General features: G+C 57.5%; 25 protein-coding genes. 4 read left to right on the plus strand and 21 right to left on the minus strand.

The features are described 5' to 3' along the window. Positions 1-8: 8 nt before the first annotated feature. The 7 genes from AC2FD9_RS16750 to pip form a co-directional block, all read right to left on the minus strand. On the minus strand, positions 9-632 hold the full coding sequence (locus tag AC2FD9_RS16750) for an RNA-binding protein (protein WP_058272981.1): 624 nt from the start codon (positions 630-632) through the stop codon (positions 9-11). A 22-nt stretch (positions 633-654) separates the two neighbouring features. Then, positions 655-2,262 (minus strand): transcription termination factor NusA, encoded by a 1,608-nt coding sequence (gene nusA, locus AC2FD9_RS16755; RefSeq protein WP_058272982.1) that lies wholly within the window; start codon positions 2,260-2,262, stop codon positions 655-657. Next, positions 2,262-2,852 carry a ribosome maturation factor RimP gene (gene rimP, locus AC2FD9_RS16760; RefSeq protein ID WP_058272983.1) on the minus strand — a complete coding sequence of 197 codons (591 nt, stop codon included), beginning with the start codon at positions 2,850-2,852 and terminating at the stop codon, positions 2,262-2,264. The genes nusA and rimP overlap by 1 nt, the downstream gene beginning before the upstream one ends. A gap of 164 nt (positions 2,853-3,016) precedes the next feature. Next, positions 3,017-3,187 carry a hypothetical protein gene (locus AC2FD9_RS16765; RefSeq protein WP_160116462.1) on the minus strand — a complete coding sequence of 57 codons (171 nt, stop codon included), beginning with the start codon at positions 3,185-3,187 and terminating at the stop codon, positions 3,017-3,019. Between the two features lie 9 nt (positions 3,188-3,196). Continuing rightward, positions 3,197-4,075: a hypothetical protein gene (locus AC2FD9_RS16770; RefSeq protein ID WP_496837958.1), complete on the minus strand. Its 879-nt coding sequence runs from the start codon at positions 4,073-4,075 to the stop codon at positions 3,197-3,199. 132 nt (positions 4,076-4,207) lie between these two features. Beyond that, positions 4,208-5,029 (minus strand): ABC transporter substrate-binding protein, encoded by an 822-nt coding sequence (locus AC2FD9_RS16775; RefSeq protein WP_496837959.1) that lies wholly within the window; start codon positions 5,027-5,029, stop codon positions 4,208-4,210. Further along, positions 5,026-6,003, minus strand: a complete 978-nt coding sequence (pip, locus tag AC2FD9_RS16780; protein WP_496837961.1) for a prolyl aminopeptidase — start codon at positions 6,001-6,003, stop codon at positions 5,026-5,028. The genes AC2FD9_RS16775 and pip overlap by 4 nt, the downstream gene beginning before the upstream one ends. 48 nt (positions 6,004-6,051) lie before the next feature. Here pip and ubiG point away from each other — a divergent pair, with 48 nt between their 5' ends. Then, the gene (gene ubiG, locus AC2FD9_RS16785; protein WP_496837963.1) at positions 6,052-6,798 is read left to right on the plus strand and encodes a bifunctional 2-polyprenyl-6-hydroxyphenol methylase/3-demethylubiquinol 3-O-methyltransferase UbiG; all 747 of its coding nucleotides are present in this window, start codon (positions 6,052-6,054) and stop codon (positions 6,796-6,798) included. A 189-nt stretch (positions 6,799-6,987) separates the two neighbouring features. Here ubiG and AC2FD9_RS16790 read toward each other — a convergent pair whose 3' ends face one another. The 5 genes from AC2FD9_RS16790 to AC2FD9_RS16810 all read right to left on the minus strand — a co-directional run bounded on the left by AC2FD9_RS16790 (position 6,988) and on the right by AC2FD9_RS16810 (position 9,853). After that, positions 6,988-7,455 (minus strand): hypothetical protein, encoded by a 468-nt coding sequence (locus AC2FD9_RS16790; protein WP_496837964.1) that lies wholly within the window; start codon positions 7,453-7,455, stop codon positions 6,988-6,990. Between the two features lie 89 nt (positions 7,456-7,544). Further along, entirely contained in the window at positions 7,545-7,985 is a 441-nt protein-coding gene (locus AC2FD9_RS16795; protein WP_496837965.1) for a MarR family winged helix-turn-helix transcriptional regulator, read from the minus strand. Positions 7,986-7,999: 14 nt separating this feature from the next. Beyond that, positions 8,000-8,830 carry a carbon-nitrogen hydrolase family protein gene (locus AC2FD9_RS16800; protein ID WP_472722374.1) on the minus strand — a complete coding sequence of 277 codons (831 nt, stop codon included), beginning with the start codon at positions 8,828-8,830 and terminating at the stop codon, positions 8,000-8,002. Then, positions 8,830-9,087, minus strand: a complete 258-nt coding sequence (gene grxC, locus AC2FD9_RS16805) for a glutaredoxin 3 (protein ID WP_108861637.1) — start codon at positions 9,085-9,087, stop codon at positions 8,830-8,832. Before grxC ends, AC2FD9_RS16800 begins: the two co-directional genes overlap by 1 nt. Positions 9,088-9,124: 37 nt before the next feature. After that, complete coding sequence (locus AC2FD9_RS16810) at positions 9,125-9,853, minus strand: ComF family protein (RefSeq protein WP_282120973.1); 729 nt, start codon at positions 9,851-9,853, stop codon at positions 9,125-9,127. A gap of 16 nt (positions 9,854-9,869) precedes the next feature. Here AC2FD9_RS16810 and AC2FD9_RS16815 point away from each other — a divergent pair, with 16 nt between their 5' ends. Continuing rightward, positions 9,870-10,700 (plus strand): methyltransferase domain-containing protein, encoded by an 831-nt coding sequence (locus tag AC2FD9_RS16815; protein ID WP_496837967.1) that lies wholly within the window; start codon positions 9,870-9,872, stop codon positions 10,698-10,700. 57 nt (positions 10,701-10,757) lie between these two features. Further along, positions 10,758-11,807: a ferrochelatase gene (hemH, locus tag AC2FD9_RS16820; protein ID WP_496837968.1), complete on the plus strand. Its 1,050-nt coding sequence runs from the start codon at positions 10,758-10,760 to the stop codon at positions 11,805-11,807. A 76-nt stretch (positions 11,808-11,883) separates the two neighbouring features. On the opposite strand, the gene AC2FD9_RS16825 is transcribed toward hemH, so the two are convergent. Continuing rightward, positions 11,884-12,066, minus strand: coding sequence for a hypothetical protein (locus AC2FD9_RS16825; RefSeq protein WP_010442520.1), 183 nt, complete (start codon positions 12,064-12,066; stop codon positions 11,884-11,886). Between the two features lie 140 nt (positions 12,067-12,206). Beyond that, positions 12,207-12,806 (minus strand): L,D-transpeptidase, encoded by a 600-nt coding sequence (locus tag AC2FD9_RS16830; protein WP_108861642.1) that lies wholly within the window; start codon positions 12,804-12,806, stop codon positions 12,207-12,209. Between the two features lie 169 nt (positions 12,807-12,975). On the opposite strand from AC2FD9_RS16830, the gene dalA reads away from it, so the two are divergent. Further along, entirely contained in the window at positions 12,976-13,491 is a 516-nt protein-coding gene (gene dalA / locus AC2FD9_RS16835; RefSeq protein ID WP_496726756.1) for a divisome-associated lipoprotein DalA, read from the plus strand. A gap of 62 nt (positions 13,492-13,553) precedes the next feature. Here the strand turns inward: dalA and AC2FD9_RS16840 are convergent, their stop codons facing one another. The 7 genes from AC2FD9_RS16840 to AC2FD9_RS16870 all read right to left on the minus strand — a co-directional run bounded on the left by AC2FD9_RS16840 (position 13,554) and on the right by AC2FD9_RS16870 (position 18,337). Then, positions 13,554-14,018, minus strand: a complete 465-nt coding sequence (locus AC2FD9_RS16840; protein WP_058273066.1) for a PTS sugar transporter subunit IIA — start codon at positions 14,016-14,018, stop codon at positions 13,554-13,556. A 60-nt stretch (positions 14,019-14,078) separates the two neighbouring features. Continuing rightward, complete coding sequence (hpf, locus tag AC2FD9_RS16845; RefSeq protein ID WP_058273067.1) at positions 14,079-14,642, minus strand: ribosome hibernation-promoting factor, HPF/YfiA family; 564 nt, start codon at positions 14,640-14,642, stop codon at positions 14,079-14,081. A gap of 253 nt (positions 14,643-14,895) precedes the next feature. Then, a complete protein-coding gene (gene lptB, locus AC2FD9_RS16850) occupies positions 14,896-15,654 on the minus strand; it encodes an LPS export ABC transporter ATP-binding protein (RefSeq protein WP_058276524.1) in 759 nt (252 codons plus the stop codon). Further along, positions 15,654-16,145, minus strand: coding sequence for an LptA/OstA family protein (locus tag AC2FD9_RS16855; RefSeq protein WP_058272997.1), 492 nt, complete (start codon positions 16,143-16,145; stop codon positions 15,654-15,656). The genes lptB and AC2FD9_RS16855 overlap by 1 nt, the downstream gene beginning before the upstream one ends. 3 nt (positions 16,146-16,148) lie before the next feature. Continuing rightward, entirely contained in the window at positions 16,149-16,748 is a 600-nt protein-coding gene (lptC, locus tag AC2FD9_RS16860) for an LPS export ABC transporter periplasmic protein LptC (protein ID WP_496736886.1), read from the minus strand. A 15-nt stretch (positions 16,749-16,763) separates the two neighbouring features. Then, positions 16,764-17,726, minus strand: a complete 963-nt coding sequence (locus tag AC2FD9_RS16865) for a KpsF/GutQ family sugar-phosphate isomerase (RefSeq protein WP_496736888.1) — start codon at positions 17,724-17,726, stop codon at positions 16,764-16,766. Further along, positions 17,723-18,337, minus strand: coding sequence for a ribonuclease D (locus AC2FD9_RS16870; RefSeq protein WP_496837971.1), 615 nt, complete (start codon positions 18,335-18,337; stop codon positions 17,723-17,725). Before AC2FD9_RS16870 ends, AC2FD9_RS16865 begins: the two co-directional genes overlap by 4 nt. Positions 18,338-18,391 lie beyond the last annotated feature (54 nt).

Here is an 18,391-nt window from a genome sequence, read left to right on the forward strand (position 1 = left end):
AAAGCTTCTTACCCTTCCGCGCGGCCCCTGCCGCCGTCATCCGTTTCGCGCAAGCCACGCAGGCGCTGCGCTTCCTCTACAACACGTTTGGCGAGTCCGCCAGAGGCGAGCGCCGCATGAATCACGGTTTGGCGCCCAAATGCCTGTCCCAGCTCGTCCGCCGTCAGCCAGCCGATGTATGTTCCGAAGTGCGGCGTGCTCAATTTCGACTTGCCGCGCCCTGATCCATCAGAGGCTTGTATCAGTACCTGGGCCTCTTCCCGGTCCAGCCACGTCTTGACCTTTTCGTAACCGGCGATCGCATCACCAGATTTGCGCGCAAGGCTCACCAACTCGATCACACGGCGCGCAATCTGACGCTCAACTTCATCCGCGAGATCGTTGGGCACACTGACTTGCGCCTTGAAACCACGTGCAAACAGCTTTTTGCCCACGGCCTTGTCCAGTGCGCTGCGATCCGCCGCGACATAGACGCCACGTCCCGGCAGTTTTGCCGCGACATCCGGAAAGACCTGACCATCCGGCCCCGTCACAAAGCGGATCAACCCATATTTAGGTTGAACCTCGCCCGTGGCGATGCACTTGCGTTCAGGTCCTTCGGACCGATCCTTATGGACGCCACCGCGACCCATTTGCGCCACCCGAAGCCTGAGATCAGGCCTCGGCCTCCTCTTCGGTAACTTCTTCTTCGGCCTGCTCCAACTCAGCAGGATCGACCCAGCCCAGCATGATCCGAGCTGTCATGACCAGATCCTGCGCCTCTTCCAGCGTTACACCGAAAGGTTCCAGAACACCGTCATCTTTGATTCGCTGGCCGTCGACCGTGGTCCAACCACCGGCCAGTTCCCAGTCAGCGCAGGTGGCGAAGTCTTCCAGGTTCTTCACATCGTCCTTGGCCAGCGCTTCAACCATCTGGGGTGTCAGGCCTTCGAATTCAATAAGACTGTCTTCGGCACCCAACGCGCGGGCGCTTTCCAAAGCTGCCTTGGCCTTTGCTTCCAGATATTCGCGCGCCCGTGTTTGCAGCTCTTGCGCGGTGCCTTCGTCAACGCCGTCGATCACCAGCAGTTCTTCGATTTCCACATAGGCTACCTCTTCGAGGTTGGTGAAGCCTTCGGACACCAGCAACTGGGCAAAGAACTCATCCAGATCCAGGCTGTCCATGAACAGCTGGGTGCGGGCTTCGAATTCTTTCTGACGACGCGCCGATTCTTCGGCCTCGGTCATGATGTCGATATCCAGATTGGTAAGCTGGCTGGCCAGACGCACGTTCTGACCGCGGCGACCGATGGCCAGCGAAAGCTGTTCCTCGGGAACCACAACCTCGATTTTGCCGGCTTCTTCGTCCAGAACCACCTTGGAAACCTCAGCAGGCTGCAGCGCATTCACCAGGAAGGTCGGTTGATCTTCGTTCCACGGAATGATGTCGATTTTTTCGCCCTGCAGCTCGTTCACAACGGCTTGCACGCGGCTGCCGCGCATACCAACGCAAGCACCAACCGGATCAATCGAACCGTCGTAGGAAATCACAGCGATCTTGGCACGCGAACCGGGGTCACGGGCCACGGCCTTGACCTCGATGATGCCGTCATAGATTTCCGGCACTTCCATCTTGAACAGTTCGGCCATGAATTCCGGCGCGGTGCGCGACAGGAAGATCTGGTGGCCACGAACTTCGCGACGCACTTCCTTGATATAGGCACGCACACGGTCATTCGGACGATAGCTTTCGCGACCGATCTTGTCATTGCGGCGTAGAACGGCCTCAGCACCACCCAGATCGACGATGACATTGCCAAACTCTTCGCGCTTGACCGCACCGTTGATGATGGTGCCTGCACGATCCTTGAAATCTTCGTACTGACGGTCGCGCTCGGCTTCGCGAACCTTCTGCAGGATCACCTGCTTTGCGGATTGTGCCGCGATACGGCCCATTTCAACTGGCGGCACTTCTTCAACGAAGACGTCACCAACTGAAGGCGTTTCCATATACTGCTTGGCCTGCTCGACAGTCATCTCGGCCTGGTAGTTTTCCAGCTCTTCATCTTCGACCACGGTGCGAACGCGGGTGAATGTTGCTTTGCCAGTCTTGCGATCGATGCTGACGCGGATGTCCATTTCAGCGCCGTAACGGCTCTTGGCGGCACGGGCGAGCGATTCCTCCATCGCTTCGACAACCAGACTGGGGTCGATCATCTTTTCGCGGGCCACGGCCTCGGCGGTCTGCAGCAGCTCCAGCTGGTTGGCTGAGGTGATTGCCATCAGTTCGTCTCCTCTTCGGACCCTTCGGTCTCAATCTCGTCGAAAGCGTTTTCGTTCAGGGCACCGGCGTCTTTGCGCTGGCGCAGCATTTCCTTGATCAGGTCGTCAGTCAGGACCAGCTTGGCGTCGCTCAGCCAGTCGAATTGCAGACCGATGGTGATCGTCTCGTCCCCCTCGGTGAGATTGATCAGGACCTCATCTCCCTCGATCCCGGCCAGCTCACCTTTAAAACGGCGGCGTCCGTCGATCAGTTCGGCGGTTTCGATCTTGGCCTCATACCCTTCGAACGCCTCAAAGTCCTTGAGACGGGTCAAGGGGCGGTCGATGCCGGGGCTGGACACTTCCAGCGCATAGGCGTCAAGGATCGGATCCTCAACATCCAACGTGGCGCTGACCGCGTTCGAAATCTCGGCGCAATCATCCACTTCGATACCGCCATCAGGCTTGTCAGCCATGATCTGCAGCGTGGTTTGTTTGCCGCTCATCAGGCGAATACGCACAAGTTCATACCCCAGATCCTCGATCACGGGGGTGATGATCTCGGCCAGTCGCCGGTCGATGGCTGCTTTGGCTATCAGGTCATTTGTCATCTGGTACTCTACCCTGTCAGTCGGGCACAAAAAAACGGGCGCGCGGCCCGTCGATCTTTTCCGGTGGAGCCCCGGACCGAAGCCCGACACGCCGCTGTTAACGGCCATATAGCCAAGCGACTGCAAGATTGCAAGCCCAAGCGCCAGGATGGGCAATCACAATATCAGTCTGACAGAATCCACTCGCCATTTTCACATAGGTAAGGACCAACGCGGTCCCCGTCTTCGTAGACCTCGCCGTCAAACAGGCATTGACGTCCCTGGGCATGTGCCACGCCTGACGGGGCGACGGTCACAAGTGCAATAATGGCAGCGAGAACAGCAAGTTTATTCATGGAAAGCTCCTATTCCGCCGAAGATGCAAAAAGCGCAGGCTGCGTGTTGCGCGGGTAGATAATCACCGAAAGAGTGCCCCTGCCCTGAAACTGCTCGGCATTCGCCGTCCGCGGCGGGAAGAGTTGATCAAAGGCCACCCGGTTCAGCCCCAGCTTCATTTCTGAACCCGACAAAAACTCGAACGGTGTCCGCGCGGCGCAGGCATGAAAAACAGGATCTTGCCGCACCGTGAACTGACGCATGATATTGGATGACCCGCCGGTCGGTTTGATCAGGACGGTAATCCCCGGCTTCAAAAAACTGTCGGGGCAGGTGTACACCATCGGTTTTTCGTTCCCATTTGCGTCATGCAACAACACGCCCTCGGCCGTTACCTCGTGCTTGAAGGGGCTGAACACGGTCTCTTGCTGAATGAAGTTCGTGTAAAGCGTCGCAAATAGCTGGCTGTCACCACGCGGTTCGGACTTTATACCCTCGTACAGATCAGCGATCGCCTGCCACATCCGTGAATCCGCCCCACGCAATGTTCCGGGCAGCGAAAACGGACCTTCCAGATCATACAGCACGTCGCGCAGCCCGGCCGACATGGGATCCTCCTTTTCCAGCCCTCTAATTTCGTGAACCAGATCCGAATCGTTCAACGCATAGTAACCATGCGACTTCAGCGTGCGGGTCAGAGCCCGCATATCGGACAGTTTCCGCGCTGTCGTCTCTGCACTATCTTCGGGGTTCGCCTCTACGGCCTCAAAACCCTTGTCCAGCAACTGGGTCAGCGACTGCCCTTCGCGGGCATCCAGCTCTATCGTCCCGTTTTTGCTGACTTTTACGGTAACGTCTTTACCTGATTTCAGGGCAAACACCGCAACAACCGCCAATGCTACGGACAAAATGGATATTGATATATTCTTTAAGCTTTCAACCCTCATGGGAATTCTCCCATTTTCGAAACAATTAAGCTAATACAGCGCGTACAATAGCAAAATTTTGCACAAAGTAGAAGTCAGGCGAATTTTCGGCGTTTAAATCAACCACCAACGCTCGGCAACGCGGCCATCATCCAGCGGGCGATCCGTTCCGATCTGACGGGGCATGCCGACATGCCCTGCCACAGCCAGCGCCATATCGGATTCGCTTGGGAAAAAGCGCAATCCGCGGTGCGGGCTGAACCCTTCGCGCTGCGGCTGCGCCGCGATATCCACAAAGCCGTCTCGCAGCGCCTCGGTACGCACGCGAGCGTCGGGAATCACGATAACCTCCAGGGTTTCGGCCCAGCCAGCCAATCCATCCTTGTAGTGGCCCGCCACACGGCGCCCAAGGAAATGACGATCATCCTCCGCCCGTTCAACACGGTAGCATCCGGTGCCATTCGCGGTCTGCAAAGGCGTGACACCTTGACCGTTGCGCGTAATAACGAACCTGCTGTCGGCCAAAAGGAAGGGTAGACCCGGGTTGGCCTGAGCCAACTCCAGACGCACCCGATTATCTGACAAGGCGTCGACCTGCCCGACATCGCCCAGAACAGCCATCACATCCCCTACATCAAGGACTGCGCCATCGTGAAAACGAGCGTTCTCGCGCAGATCAAAGCTCCAGATGCGGGCTTGGGAATCAGTTTGCCAACCGGTCGCAAGCTCTCCGCGCAGGGTGCCGTCGGGTGCAATCTCGGTCAGGGTGTCGAACACGGCCCCACGGGCAACCTGCTCCAAACTGTCATCGCGGGGCACGGCAAGGCGCAGCGTACCACCCACTTTGGGCGTATCGGCTAAAGACGCACCGGTCGCCGCAAGCAGAGCGGCAGCAGCACCGGAAGCAAACAAAGCACGACGGTCGATGCGGGTCATAATGCGCCCTCCGCCACTCGGTCCATGATGCGAACCAATTCCGCGCTAATTCCGGGTTCGGACAGCGCATGCCCGGCCTGACGCACCATCTTCAGCTCGGCATTGGGCCACAGCTGGGCAAGGTTCCACGCGGCCTGAGGCGGACAGATCATGTCATACCGACCCTGCACGATATGGCCGGGGATATGTGCGATTCTGTCCATCTGGTCCAGAATCTGCCCGTCGCGTTCAAGGAACGCGCGATTGATGAAATAGTGATTCTCAAGCCGCGCAAAGGCGCGCGCGTATTCCCCCGGGCTTTCCCCAGTTGCGCCATGCGAATGGATCGAAGCCAGCGCGTTTTCCCAACTGGACCAGGCGCGCGCATACAGAATCTCGGTCGCGCGATCACCCGAGAACAGGCGTTTGTTATATGCGCCGATCGTGTCGCTTAGTTCACTTTCCGACAGCAGAGCGGTGAACTTCGCCCATTGCTCGGGCCAAAACTTGCCCGCGCCGCCGCCGTAAAACCAATCCAACTCGGACTGCGTCGCTAGGAACACACCGCGCAGCACCAGACGATTGACCCGATCCGGGTGGGACTGAGCATAGACCAGCGCAAGCGTTGCCCCCCAGCTGCCGCCAAAGACAATCCAGTCGTCGATATCCAGCAGGGTTCGCAGACGTTCGATATCGTCCACCAGATGCCAAGTGGTGTTGTCCGTGACCGAGGCATGCGGGCGTGACCGTCCGCATCCGCGCTGATCAAACAGAATCACCCGGTAAACGTCAGGATCAAAATAGCGCCGCATCGCGGGGCTGCAGCCACCGCCCGGGCCTCCGTGCAGAATCACCACCGGAATGCCGTTGGGATTGCCGCATTGTTCCATATAGATACGGTGCCCGTCGCCCACATCGACCATACGCTGATCGAAAGGATCGATCGGCGGGTACAGATATTGAACTGCGCGCTTTTGGTCCGGGTACTTGTCCATTATGGCCCTATATAGTCCTTAAGCGTAAAAGAGCATACGGAGACAGGAATGCAAGCGCATCCGAACACGGTTGACCCTTCCGAGATCGCAAAATTCGAAGCGATGGCCGCAGAATGGTGGGATCCGCATGGAAAATTCAAACCACTGCACATGCTCAACCCCTGTCGGCTGGATTATATCACACAGCAGATCGCGGGCGAATTCGATCGCGATTTGAAGTCGCCAAAGCCGTTCGAGGGCCTGCGTTTGCTGGATATCGGCTGCGGCGGCGGGTTGCTGAGCGAACCGATGGCCCGCCTTGGGGCCGAAGTGGTCGGAGCGGATGCCGCCGAAGGCAACCTGCCCGTCGCGCGCATCCATGCGGAACAATCCGGGCTGGAGATCGACTACCGCCACACCACTGCCGAGGACATGGCCGCTGCAGGCGAACAGTTCGACGTGGTGCTGAACATGGAAGTGGTCGAGCATGTGGCCGACCCGTTGGGTTTTCTGACAGCCTCGCAGCACTTGCTGAAACCGGGCGGCTTGCTGATCTGTTCGACCATCAACCGAAATCCGAAATCCTATGCCATGGCCATTTTCGGGGCCGAGGTCGTCATGCGCTGGCTGCCGCGCGGCACCCATGAGTGGAATAAGTTCATCACCCCCGATGAGCTGTTCGACCTGCTGCGTCAGGCCGGGCTGGACCCAGTGGACCGCAAGGGCTTCGTGTTCAACCCAATCCTCTGGAGTTGGTCGATCTCGGACCGGGATCTGAGCGTGAATTATGTGACGGCGAGTGTGAAACCGGGGTGAGCGTAGGATGTGGTGTGAGTCCAAGCACCCCTGCTACGACAGCTCAAAAAAAGCGACATTCCTGCGCGTTAAAGCCAGTTACTCCAGCGGAATTGAACGCGGCATACAACTCGTCTGAAGCGATCAAAAAGTTACGAAGACGCTTTTCAGTCCAAAGATGGCGACCTTGTACAACGCTCTTACGCCACGTCATGCGAGGTGGTCGAACCTTAGGTAAAAAACTTTGCGTTCTACTACACTCCCATCGTCAAGTTTGCGCTTTTTGATACGCAAAGATACATCCGATTCCTCCACGACAAGCGCACCATCAAAAACGTTTTCCTTCCCGATTTGAAATCGAAAGTAGGACCTGTCGGCCACCGGATTGCCGCTTCTAGTGACAATTGTCTCGTAGAATTGATGCACGGATGGCTCCAGTTCCTCGATTAACCGACGCGCGGTCTCACCCACATAAATGTCGTTGTACAGATAGCTGGCGAATTCTGGCAAAGGCTCAGGAGCTTTGATAATATCGAGCCGGAATGGGACCAATTCCGGCGGTATATCGGTGACAAAACCCGATACACCGTGAGAATCGATGGGATTGTGACCGTTGGGGTATCCCCCGTCTAAATCCAAACGAATATTCCCGGATTTAACATCCAATATCCAAGGCATCACTTAACTTCCTGCTCGCTGGTCGTTAGCCAGAATTTTCAATTTTCTGCGTAGATCAGCTGACCAGCGATCAGCTCAAGAAGTAGCCCCTACTCCCCCTCCAACTGCAACCGCAAATCCCGCAGCACGGGCAGCGTGCTACGCACGCGTTCAAGCCCCAGCTCTCCGACCACGCGGTTGATCAGCGGCGCGATGGAGGAAATCGCCTGATCGCGCGCGCGGCGACCGGCGGGGCTGATGGCGATCATCTTGCGGCGGGCGTCGTCCCAGTCGGGGCGGATGTGGATGTATCCGGCCCATTCCAGCTTGGCCAATGTGTTGGTCATCGCCCCACGCGTGACGTGGAAGGTGCTGGCCAGTTGCGCCGGGCTGCGCTCGTCCCCGACAAAGACCAGATGATTCAGCACCGAGAAATGCGAGATTTCCATGCCTTTGGGCAGCACCCGGCTCAGCCGGTTGCGCAACAGTTGATCAGCGGTCAGGATTTCGCTGAACAGCGTGACCGCAAGGGCATTGTGTTCGTCAGTCATGGTCCGGTTCTGGATCAGGGTCCATCAAAGCGACGGACGTGAGTCAACGAGGGCACCCGACGGCGCGCCTCAGACACAGAACTATCACGCAAATCGAAAATGTGAATGCCCGGATCGGTCCCTGCGTCGATGACAACCTCTCCCCAAGGGGCAATTACCATGCTGTGGCCATAAGTATAGCGCGTCTTGCCGCGGGCCTTGGGGTGTTCGCCAGTTTGTGCGGGGGCCAGAACCCAACAGCCGGTCTCAATCGCCCGGGCGCGCAGCAACGATCCCCAATGGGCCGCGCCTGTGACCGGCGAAAACGCGGCCGGAACCGTCAGGATACGCGCACCTGCCTGCGCCAACGCCGCATAGAGCGCCGGAAACCGGACGTCATAGCAAACGGTCATGCCAACCTTGCCAAAATCGGTGTCGGCAATCACCGCCTTGTCGCCGGGGCGGTAATTTTTGGATTCGCGGAAGGTCTCGGTTTCGGTGACCTGCACGTCGAACATGTGTATCTTGTCGTACCGCGCCACGATCTGCCCCTGCGGGTCGATCATGAAGGACCGGTTGGCAAACCGACCGTCTGCATCATGGGTTTTGATCGCCAAAGACCCGATCAGCAGCCAGACACCCAGCGCAGCGGCCTTATCCCGCAGGCCGGCCAACGATTGGTCATCTTCTTCGTGCTGCAAGACTTCGCGCTGCCGCGTGGTGCTGGTGGACACGCAGTTCGTCACCTCAGGCGTCAGGATGAACCGCGCGCCTTGTGCCGCAGCCTCGGCCATCATCCTCCGCACCATGTCCAGATTTTCGGCCGGATCGTCCGACGAGGTGATCTGCAGCAGCGCGGTCTTCATCAGGCTGCGAGCAGGCGATCCAGCTTGCCCTGACGCTCCAACTCATACAGTTCGTCACAGCCGCCCACGTGCTGCGCACCGATAAAGATCTGTGGCACGGTTCGTTTGCCACCGGCGCGCTGGATCATCTCGGGCTTGCGCTTGGGGTGCATAAGCACGTCGACTTCCTTGAATTCGACGCCTTTCTGTTTCAGCAAGCGTTTGGCCGCGTGACAAAAGCCGCAGAGCGGCGAGGTGTAGATTTCTACCGGTTTCATATTCCGTACCTTCGCGTTTCGCATAATCTTGGGCGAATTAGGCATCCTTGGCAACGCGCGCTAGGGTCAACACGGAAATATGATTTGCTCCGGATGCAAGGCAGACACGCGCGCAAGCCGCCAGTGTTGCGCCGGACGTCATCACATCATCCACCAGCAGGATATCGCGGCCTCGCAAGAGGTCTTGCCGCTTTGGATGGGCGATGATCGAGCTTTTAAGGATTCCAGCCCGCTCTGCCGCTGTTTTGCCATCCAGAACAGGCGTCTTTCGGTGGCGAAGCAAAAGGTCCGGGCACACCTCAAGCCCTGCCTCTTTCCCAAGGTGCTGCGCCAGTAGGGCGGACTGGTTGTACCGGCGTTTCAACAACCGGGACCAGTGTAAAGGCACCGGCGCAAGCAGCATCCCCTCGCGGAACATCTCTTGCCCGGCCCGCGCCAGCCAGCGTGCGGCAGGGCGCGCCAGTTCGGGCCTGTCACCATGTTTCAAGGCCAGCACCAGCGACCGCGCTTTGCCATCGTACAAAAGGGCCGAACGCCCATCTTGCCAGGGGCGCGGCGCAGCCAAGCAATCGTCGCACTCAATCCGGTGACCGTCTGAACCCCCCGGTAACGGCACCCCGCAGCTTTCGCAAACAACTCCACCGATAAAGGGCGTCTCGCGCCAGCAGGGCCCACACAGCCCGAAATCCGATTCGGTCAGGTCCCCGCATCCCAGACAGCGCGGCGGATAGATCAGCGCGACAGCGGTTTGAATCCGGTGCCACATGCGATAATTGCGCCCTATGAAACTGCCTGAGTCCAATACACCCTCTTTGTTTGATCGCCAGGTCCTTACCCGGCACCGCGCCCGCGCGAAGGATGAGGCCCTGTTCCTGCATCGTGCCGCTGTGGACGAAGTGCAGGATCGGCTCTCCATGGTTAACAAAACCTTTACGGCCCCGGCGATCGTGACGCCATTTGCCCATATCTGGCAGGACGTGCTGCCCCGGACGCGGATCGTTGCGGATGATGAGGTTCTGGATCTGACCCCCGGTGCGCATGATTTGGTCATCCACGCCATGGCGCTGCATTGGGCCAATGATCCTGTTGGGCAACTGATCCAATGTCGCCGTGCTCTGCGCCCCGACGGGTTGCTGTTGGTCGTGTGTCTGGGCGGAGAAACCTTGCACGAATTGCGAGCCGCATTGGGACAGGCCGAAATCGAAGTGACAGGAGGCCTCAGCCCCCGTATCGTCCCGATGGCCGAGCTGCGCGATCTTGGCGGGTTGCTGCAACGGGCGGGGTTTGCGCTGCCGGTCGCCGACACCGCGCGCCTGACGGCGGAATACCGCGACATGCAGCACCTGATGCATGACCTGCGCGCCATGGGTGAGACCAACAGCCTGTCCGGGCGCATGAAACAACCCACCAAGCGACAGGTTTTTACGCGCGCGCAGCAGGTCTATGCCGACAACTTCTCAACGCCCGGGGGAAGGTTGGCCGCCACCTATGAATTGATCTGCCTGACCGGCTGGTCGCCCGATGACACCCAACAGAAACCATTGCGCCCCGGATCAGCCAAAGCCCGGCTTGCGGATGCGCTGGGCACAAAAGAAGGTAAACTGTCCAATTGACGACCGGGCATTTCCGGTTATCTCAGGCCAGTACAGAGAAATATCAGGAAGCATCAGATGTTTGACGCCACTCGCCCCGATCATGCCGCTGCAGACCACCCAAAGGTCAAAATGGGTCGCGTCGGCATTCTGCTGGCCAATCTCGGTACGCCGGATGACTACAGCTATTGGCCGATGCGCAGGTATCTGAATGAGTTTTTGTCGGACCAGCGCGTAATCGACTATCCCAAGTGGAAGTGGCAGCCGATTCTGCAAGGCATCATCCTGTCCAAGCGCCCGTTCAGTTCGGGTGAGGCCTACAAGTCGATCTGGAATCACGACAAGGGCGAAAGCCCGCTGATGACGATCACCAAGGAACAGACCGCCAAGATGCGCGATGCGATGCAAGAACGGTACGGCGATCGGGTGATGGTGGATTTCTGCATGCGCTACGGCAACCCCTCAACCAAATCCAAAGTACGTGAAATGGTGGCCGCGGGCTGTGATCGCATTCTGTTCTTTCCGCTCTACCCGCAATATGCAGGCGCGACGACAGCAACAGCCAATGATCAGTTCTTCCGCGCGTTGATGGACGAAGCCTGGCAACCTGCCGCGCGCACTGTTCCCGCCTATTTCGACGAGCCAGCTTATATCGACGCTTTGGCCGGGTCAGTGGAAAAAGCCTATGCCGCGCTGGAGACCAAACCGGATATCCTGGTTTGTTCTTATCACGGCATGCCAGAGCGCTATTTGCAGCAGGGCGACCCCTATCATTGCCAATGCGCGAAAACGAGCCGATTGCTGAAGGAACGGCTGGGCTGGTCGGACGATCAGCTGGTCTCAACCTTCCAATCGCGATTCGGTCCCGAGGAATGGCTGAAACCCTATACCGTGGATCATGTAGCTGATCTGGCGCGGCAGGGAAAAAAGAACATTGCCGTGATAGCGCCCGCGTTTTCCGCCGATTGCATCGAAACGCTGGAAGAGATCAACGAAGAGATCAAGAAAAGCTTTGAAGAGGCCGGCGGTCAGACCTTTACCTATATCCCCTGCCTCAATGACGATGATTCGCACATTGGCGCACTGGGCAAGGTAATCGAAGACAATCTGAAGGGCTGGCTCGACTGACCGTTTCCCATCATCAAGAAATGAAAAAAGGCGGTGGATCGCTCCACCGCCTTTTCTCTAGATTTAGCTCGTCAAATTAGCTTGCTGCAACAGCTGCGGCAACTACGACCAGCAGGATCAGCGGCAGGATGATACCCTGCGACGAACCCTGAGTTTCCTCTACAACAACCGGTGCTTCAACAACCGGCTCTTCCAGGTTACCGGCATAAGCGGTCGAAGCAGCAGCAGTCAATGCAGCGGCGAGAACGAGTTTTTTCATATTAACCTCCAGAGTTTGCACGGCTCCATCAATCGGATCCGCACACCTAAGACTTACCTCGTGGTTTTTTTCTAATCAGCTATATGACTGGAATGCAATTGCAACTTGAGCCACAAGCGGGTTCGTGCGCGAAAATGTCGTCAAATAAGCAACACTTGCGTGCCGACCTTCGCCATCGAGAACAGCTCAGCGATATCTTCGTTGAACAAGCCGATGCATCCGTTCGACGACCGGCGACCAATTTTGCGCGTGTCATGCGTTCCGTGAATCCGGTAGTATTTCCAACTCAGGTATAAAGCATGTGTTCCCAATGGGTTGTCAGGGCCCGGTGGAATATGGTCCGGCCATTCGGGATTTCGTTTCTTCATAGAAGGTGTCGGCGACCAACTGGGACCTTCAACTTTGCGGATGACGCTAGTGCGGCCCCGGCGGGTCAATTCTTCCGTCAGCGGAACGGATGAGGGGTAGAGTTTGTATACAGATTGATCATCTGACCAATAATGCAGCGCTCGGGACACCGTATCGACCAGAATGGCCCCATTTCTCGTATTCGAGAAATAAGGCTGCCAATCCAAGGCGCGGAACCCCGAGACATTGCGACGCACGTCTGGCTCGGCCTCGGGTGCGGGGCGCAGTGGGTCACCTGGAATGTACTGGGCAATCGCCGGCGATGCCAGCAGGGCCGAAGCACCGGCTAGAAATCCTCGGCGGCTTGATGAGAGAATGGGTTTCTTGACCATAGTGAACGGTCCTTTGCGAAAGATGACCTGAAATTTTCACGTATTTTATTGCCAGAATGCGTCAATCGCAAATCAAACCGGCAGAAACATGCAAGAATCAGCCATTGCAGGTTTGCCCAAGGCTGCATGGCGCGCTATGCCGTATGTCGACACAATAATCAGGTCGATCATGACGCGTATTATCACATTACTGTTTCTTTGCTTTGTTGCGCTGGCTGCATGTACCCCAAGCGGCACCCCAACTTACGGATCAGATGGCCGTCCACTGCCATCGGTCTACAAGATTCGCGGCAACCCCGAAAAGCTCCAGTTCCGTATGCTGGATTCGGTAAATGCCTTGCGCCAGGCTCAGGGTTTGCAGGCGGTGCAGCTGAACTCACAGCTGAATGCTGCGGCCGCGACCCACTCCAAGGATATGGCGCGCCAGAACCGCCCATGGCACTTCGGTTCGGACGGATCGTCGCCCATAGATCGCGCGCAACGCGTCGGTTATTACGGGACTTTCCTGGGTGAGGCGATCTCGGAAACCTATGAGACCGAAACCGAAACTTTGGCCGCCTGGATGCAGGAACCTGGCCCCCGAGCCGTGATCATGGACCCGAAAGCCTCACAAATGGGCTTTTCGTGGCATCAGGAAGGTGGCGGGAAAATCTGGTGGACGCTGGAAATGGGAGCAGGCGGGTAAGCAAAAGCCGCCTCAAAGAAAAAAAGCCCCCAGCTTTCGGGGGCTTTTTTATTTCTGCAAGGTCAGGCGGCCTGCATGGACTGCGCTTCGGTCAGAATTGCGTAGAGCTTGACCGGATCAGGGTTGGCCCGCAGCTTTGTGCAAACTGACGTGTCGCGCAGTGTACGGGACACCAGCGCAAGCGCCTTAAGGTGATCGACACCCGCCTCTTCCGGCGCAAACAGTGCAAATGCGATGTCCACCGGCTGCCGGTCGACCGATCCAAAATCAATCGGTTTTTCGAGCATAACAAATACGCCCGAGACAGAGTCCAGATCTGTCAGCCGAGCGTGCGGCAACGCGACGCCATGTCCAACCCCGGTCGGTCCAAGGCTTTCGCGCTCCAGCAAGCAATCGACGACAGTCTGCGCATCCAGATGCAAAGTTCCGGCGGCAACATCGCCAATTTCCTGAAACAACCGCTTCTTACTAGAAGCGGCGGACAACACACGTACTGCTTCGGGCTTTAATATGCTCGAAAGCTCCATCATCACGCTCCATGGCGGGGCCCCTGCAATTGCGGGGGCGTGCCTTGCTAGTCTTGCCTGTTACGGATCAATCCAGCCGATGTTACCGTCTTCGCGACGGTACACGACATTCAATCCGTCCTTGTTTTCGTTTCGGAACACAAGCACCGGCGCACCGGCAAGTTCCATCTGCATGACCGCCTCTCCAACACTCAGCGATGGGATCTTGGTTTCCATCTCAGCCACGATCATGGGCTGCAGAGTATCGGGCTCGTCAGCCGTCTCCGATTCGTCAGAGGCGAGGATATAAGACGACGCTCCGAAGAGTTCAACAGGTTCGGACCGATCCTTGTGGTGGTCTTTCAGTCGGCGCTTATAACGGCGCAGTTGCGTTTCCATCTTGTCGCAGCATCCCTCAAACGCCGCGTAAATCTCGGTTGCGTGTGCCTTGGCCTGAGCGGTCAGACCAGTGGAAAGATGCACTGTGGTTTCGCATACATATTCATGCGCTGAACGGGAAAAGACGACGTTGGCATCTGTCGGACGTTGGGCATATTTGCCCACGACCTCGCCCAGTTCGGTCTGCACATGAGTCTGCAGGGCCGCACCGATGTCGATCTGTTTTCCGCTGATTTGGTAACGCATGTGATCTCCTTCACTATTCACACCCATTTCTGACGTCACGTAATGCGACGCGCTTGTTTTTATCGGGTGGGGGACATCGGCAAATCCTGCGGTAACCGCACCGGCCCCCCTTCAAGGAAGGGGCGTCGTGATCCAGTCGGGAACCGAAGAAATGCCATAGTCCAATTGAGGCAAGAGACGGCGGGAGAGTCAATCAAAACAGGCGTGTATATACGTGATTTCCGCTATGCGCCCGGCGAAAATCTGCGCAAGCTCATGAAATACGGAAGTTTTCGCCCAGGTAAACCCGGCGCACGTTTTCATTTTCGACCACTTCATCAGGTGTGCCGGACATCAGGACCTGACCGTCATGCAGGATGTAGGCACGATCCACGATCTCTAGAGTTTCGCGCACGTTGTGATCGGTGATCAACACGCCGATTCCACGCTTTTTCAGGTCCGCAACCAGGTGGCGGATATCCCCGACGCTGATCGGGTCGACCCCCGCAAAGGGTTCATCCAACAACAGATATTTCGGATCTGCTGCCAAACAGCGCGCGATCTCGACCCTGCGGCGTTCACCGCCTGACAGGGCCAGCGCGGGTGCGCGGCGCAGGTGTTCGATCGAGAAGTCGGACAACAGCTCTTCCAGCCGCTCTTTTCGGCGGTGGGCGTGGTTGACGGTGATATCCAGAACGGCGGCGATGTTGTCCTCGACACTCATGCCACGGAAAATCGACATCTCTTGCGGCAGATATCCGATCCCAAGACGTGCGCGGCGATACATAGGCAGCGTTGTGACAACCTGACCGTCAATCGTAACAGTGCCCGCCTCAGGAAACACAAGGCCTGCGACCGAATAGAATGTGGTGGTCTTGCCTGACCCGTTCGGGCCCAAAAGTGCAACCACCTCGGATCGGCCCAAGGTCATGGAAACGTCGCGGATCACTGTCTTTTTTCGGTAAGACTTGCGAAGCTTTTCGATTTTCAGGCCAGAGGTGCCTTCGGCTACCGTCAGGTTTGGCTGAGCCATCAGTTGGCCCCCTGCTGCAGGATGGTCTTCACGTTGCCGGTCATCGTCGCTTTGCCAGTGGTCAGGTTGGCGTTCATCTGGTCGCCGCTGATCGTGCTTGGCCCCTGCAACAGCAGAACGTTGCCCTTCATGACGATCTCACCTGAATCGATGGTGTATTCCGCCCAGTCGCCTTCGGCTGCATCCGGAGGGCTGACCAGAATCACATCCTCGGTCGCTTCCATCCGCTCGATGCCTGAACGGTCTTCGTTATAGATGACAAGCACGCGTTCCGCCGTCAGACGCATTTCGCCCTGAATGACGATCACGTTTCCCAGAAACTCGGCCGAGCCGTCTTCCTGATTTACGTTCAGCTTTTCTGAGGTCACCTCGACCGGCAGGCTTGGGTCGGCATTAGCCGAACCGAAAGCAACCTGAGTTTCCTGCGCTGTCGCAGAGATCGCACCAGTTACCAGAGCAGCGCTTACAAGGGCTAATCGAAAATAGAACACAGGTTATCTTTCTGCTTTTTGAGGCTCATACACCAACTTCACGCCATCTGTAAAAATAATATGGACCGGTCCATCTTTTTTTTCAGTCCCAAATGTCATTCTGCCCGCAGTAAAATCACCAATAATACCGGTTCCGTCGACCTGACCGGGCGTGTCGCCCTGAATTTCGTCCAGCGCGGTGTTCAACAGATCCGTTGTGACGACGATGCCGTCCGTTGTTGTTATAACCACATCCCCGACAAAGGTAGCCGTATTCTTGTCCGGACGGATCATGCCAGAGTTGGAATCCAAAGTGATTACGCCGCCATTCAGCAGGCCAAAGCGGCCCCGAAATTCGGCCGCTGTTGGCGCTTCGCCCTCAGTACCCTGCGTTGCCCGGCTTGCCTCGATCTGAACGACTTCGCCTTTGCGGGTCGTTCCTTGGTAGTTGGGCTGCGTCACCACCTGATCCGCCAAACGTTCATCGATATCCTGCTGGTTGAAGGGCACGGACACATTGGTTTCGATGCTGCGCGACAGCAGGAACACAGTCGACAGCATAGCGATAGCCACCAACGGCAGCACCACCTTGAAGAACTGTACCCTGCGTGAGTGTCCGTCCACCGCACTACCCTCCGCTTAGCCCAATCCGACGCGCAGGCAGTCGTGGATATGCAACAGCCCCTCGGCTGGGCCTTGTGTCTCGGGGTCGACCACGAACAGCGAAGTGATCTTGCGGTCGTTCATGATCGCCACCGCCTCTTCCGCCATTGCGTTCGGGGAAATGGTCAGCGGATTGGTGGTCATGACCTCTTTGGTGGTCTTGTCCAGAAGGCCGTCCATGTTCCGGCGCAAGTCGCCGTCAGTCACGATGCCAATCAGGCGGCCCGTCTCATCCGTCACGCCGACAACACCAAAGCTTTTCTGGCTCATGACCAGCAGCGCCTCGCTCATGGGGGTGCCCTCAGAAACAACTGGCAGATCGGCGTGCATCAAATCCCGCACGGTTGAAAGCTGCGCCCCCAGCTTGCCGCCAGGGTGGAAGGCGCGGAAGTCCTCGGGCTTGAAATCACGGTACTTCATCAACGCAATGGCCAAGGCGTCGCCCATCGCCAACGTCAAAGTGGTCGAGATCGAGGGCACCATGCCAAAACCGCAAGCCTCGCCCAGCGACGGGATCAACAAATGCACATCCGCCTGCTTCATCAGCGTGCTTTCCGGTTTGCTGGACAAACCAATCAAGGGAATGCCAAAGCGGCGGGTAAAGGCCAGCAGATTGACCAGCTCCGGCGCTTCGCCCGAATTGGAAATCGCCAGAACCACATCGCCTTTTGACACCATGCCCAGATCGCCATGGCTGGCCTCGGCCGGGTGCACGAAATAGGCGGGCGTGCCAGTGCTGGCCAGCGTGGCGGCAATCTTGTGGCCAATATGACCAGATTTGCCGATACCGCTGATGATGATGCGGCCCGGAGCCTGCAGGATCATCTGCACGGCTTCGGCAAAATCTTCATTCAGGCTTTCGGCAAGCACGTCCAGCGCGCGGGCCTCGTCGGTGATGACCTGACGTGCGGTTCTCAGGAATGCTTCGGTATCGGTCATGAGTGCGCAAAAATATCCGTTTCGGGCCAACCGGCGAGGTCCAGTTTCGCACGCATCGGCAGGAAGTCAAAACAGGCCTGCGCCATTTCGGTGCGGCCTTCGCGGGCCAAGCGCCCGTCCAACGCCTCGCGCAGTTGATGCAGGTACAGTACGTCCGAAGCCGCATAATCCAGCTGCGCATTTGTCAATGTCTCAGCCCCCCAGTCGCTCATCTGCTGCTGTTTCGAGATATCGACGCCGATCAACTCCTGACACAGGTTCTTCAGCCCGTGTCGATCCGTATAGGTGCGCACCAGCCGACTGGCGATTTTGGTACAATAGACCGGAGCGGCCAATGCGCCAAATGCGTGGTACATCGCAGCAATGTCGAAACGGCCAAAGTGGAAAAGCTTTAGCACGTCAGGGTTTTCCAGCATCGCACACAGGTTCGGGGCCTCGGTCTGGCCTATTTCGACCTGAACAATATGGCTGTCTCCGTCGCCGCCCGACATCTGGATCACGCACAGCCGGTCCCGATGCGGGTTTAGCCCCATAGTCTCGCAGTCAATGGCCACAATAGGGCCCATATCCAACCCGTCCGGCAGGTCGTTTTTGTAAAGATGGTTTGCCACGGGGCTTGTCCTTTGTCCGGTATCGCCCCCGAGATAGGAGGTTTGGTCTCTAAA

Source organism: Ruegeria sp. YTSC230 (assembly GCF_059609665.1).

What these genes read in the sequence shown, in the direction of transcription:
- AC2FD9_RS16810 (WP_282120973.1), bottom strand. Translation starts at nt 9,853, where the DNA reads ATGTGGCACCGGATTCAAACCGCTGTCGCGCTGATCTATCCGCCGCGC.
- AC2FD9_RS16865 (WP_496736888.1), bottom strand. Translation starts at nt 17,726, where the DNA reads ATGACCGATACCGAAGCATTCCTGAGAACCGCACGTCAGGTCATCACC.
- lptB (WP_058276524.1), bottom strand. Translation starts at nt 15,654, where the DNA reads ATGGCTCAGCCAAACCTGACGGTAGCCGAAGGCACCTCTGGCCTGAAA.
- AC2FD9_RS16815 (WP_496837967.1), top strand. Translation starts at nt 9,870, where the DNA reads ATGAAACTGCCTGAGTCCAATACACCCTCTTTGTTTGATCGCCAGGTC.
- AC2FD9_RS16800 (WP_472722374.1), bottom strand. Translation starts at nt 8,830, where the DNA reads ATGAAGACCGCGCTGCTGCAGATCACCTCGTCGGACGATCCGGCCGAA.
- hemH (WP_496837968.1), top strand. Translation starts at nt 10,758, where the DNA reads ATGTTTGACGCCACTCGCCCCGATCATGCCGCTGCAGACCACCCAAAG.
- AC2FD9_RS16825 (WP_010442520.1), bottom strand. Translation starts at nt 12,066, where the DNA reads ATGAAAAAACTCGTTCTCGCCGCTGCATTGACTGCTGCTGCTTCGACC.
- hpf (WP_058273067.1), bottom strand. Translation starts at nt 14,642, where the DNA reads ATGCGTTACCAAATCAGCGGAAAACAGATCGACATCGGTGCGGCCCTG.
- AC2FD9_RS16790 (WP_496837964.1), bottom strand. Translation starts at nt 7,455, where the DNA reads ATGCCTTGGATATTGGATGTTAAATCCGGGAATATTCGTTTGGATTTA.
- AC2FD9_RS16840 (WP_058273066.1), bottom strand. Translation starts at nt 14,018, where the DNA reads ATGGAGCTTTCGAGCATATTAAAGCCCGAAGCAGTACGTGTGTTGTCC.
- AC2FD9_RS16765 (WP_160116462.1), bottom strand. Translation starts at nt 3,187, where the DNA reads ATGAATAAACTTGCTGTTCTCGCTGCCATTATTGCACTTGTGACCGTC.
- AC2FD9_RS16750 (WP_058272981.1), bottom strand. Translation starts at nt 632, where the DNA reads ATGGGTCGCGGTGGCGTCCATAAGGATCGGTCCGAAGGACCTGAACGC.
- dalA (WP_496726756.1), top strand. Translation starts at nt 12,976, where the DNA reads ATGACGCGTATTATCACATTACTGTTTCTTTGCTTTGTTGCGCTGGCT.
- AC2FD9_RS16830 (WP_108861642.1), bottom strand. Translation starts at nt 12,806, where the DNA reads ATGGTCAAGAAACCCATTCTCTCATCAAGCCGCCGAGGATTTCTAGCC.
- grxC (WP_108861637.1), bottom strand. Translation starts at nt 9,087, where the DNA reads ATGAAACCGGTAGAAATCTACACCTCGCCGCTCTGCGGCTTTTGTCAC.
- AC2FD9_RS16795 (WP_496837965.1), bottom strand. Translation starts at nt 7,985, where the DNA reads ATGACTGACGAACACAATGCCCTTGCGGTCACGCTGTTCAGCGAAATC.
- ubiG (WP_496837963.1), top strand. Translation starts at nt 6,052, where the DNA reads ATGCAAGCGCATCCGAACACGGTTGACCCTTCCGAGATCGCAAAATTC.
- nusA (WP_058272982.1), bottom strand. Translation starts at nt 2,262, where the DNA reads ATGGCAATCACCTCAGCCAACCAGCTGGAGCTGCTGCAGACCGCCGAG.
- AC2FD9_RS16775 (WP_496837959.1), bottom strand. Translation starts at nt 5,029, where the DNA reads ATGACCCGCATCGACCGTCGTGCTTTGTTTGCTTCCGGTGCTGCTGCC.
- rimP (WP_058272983.1), bottom strand. Translation starts at nt 2,852, where the DNA reads ATGACAAATGACCTGATAGCCAAAGCAGCCATCGACCGGCGACTGGCC.
- pip (WP_496837961.1), bottom strand. Translation starts at nt 6,003, where the DNA reads ATGGACAAGTACCCGGACCAAAAGCGCGCAGTTCAATATCTGTACCCG.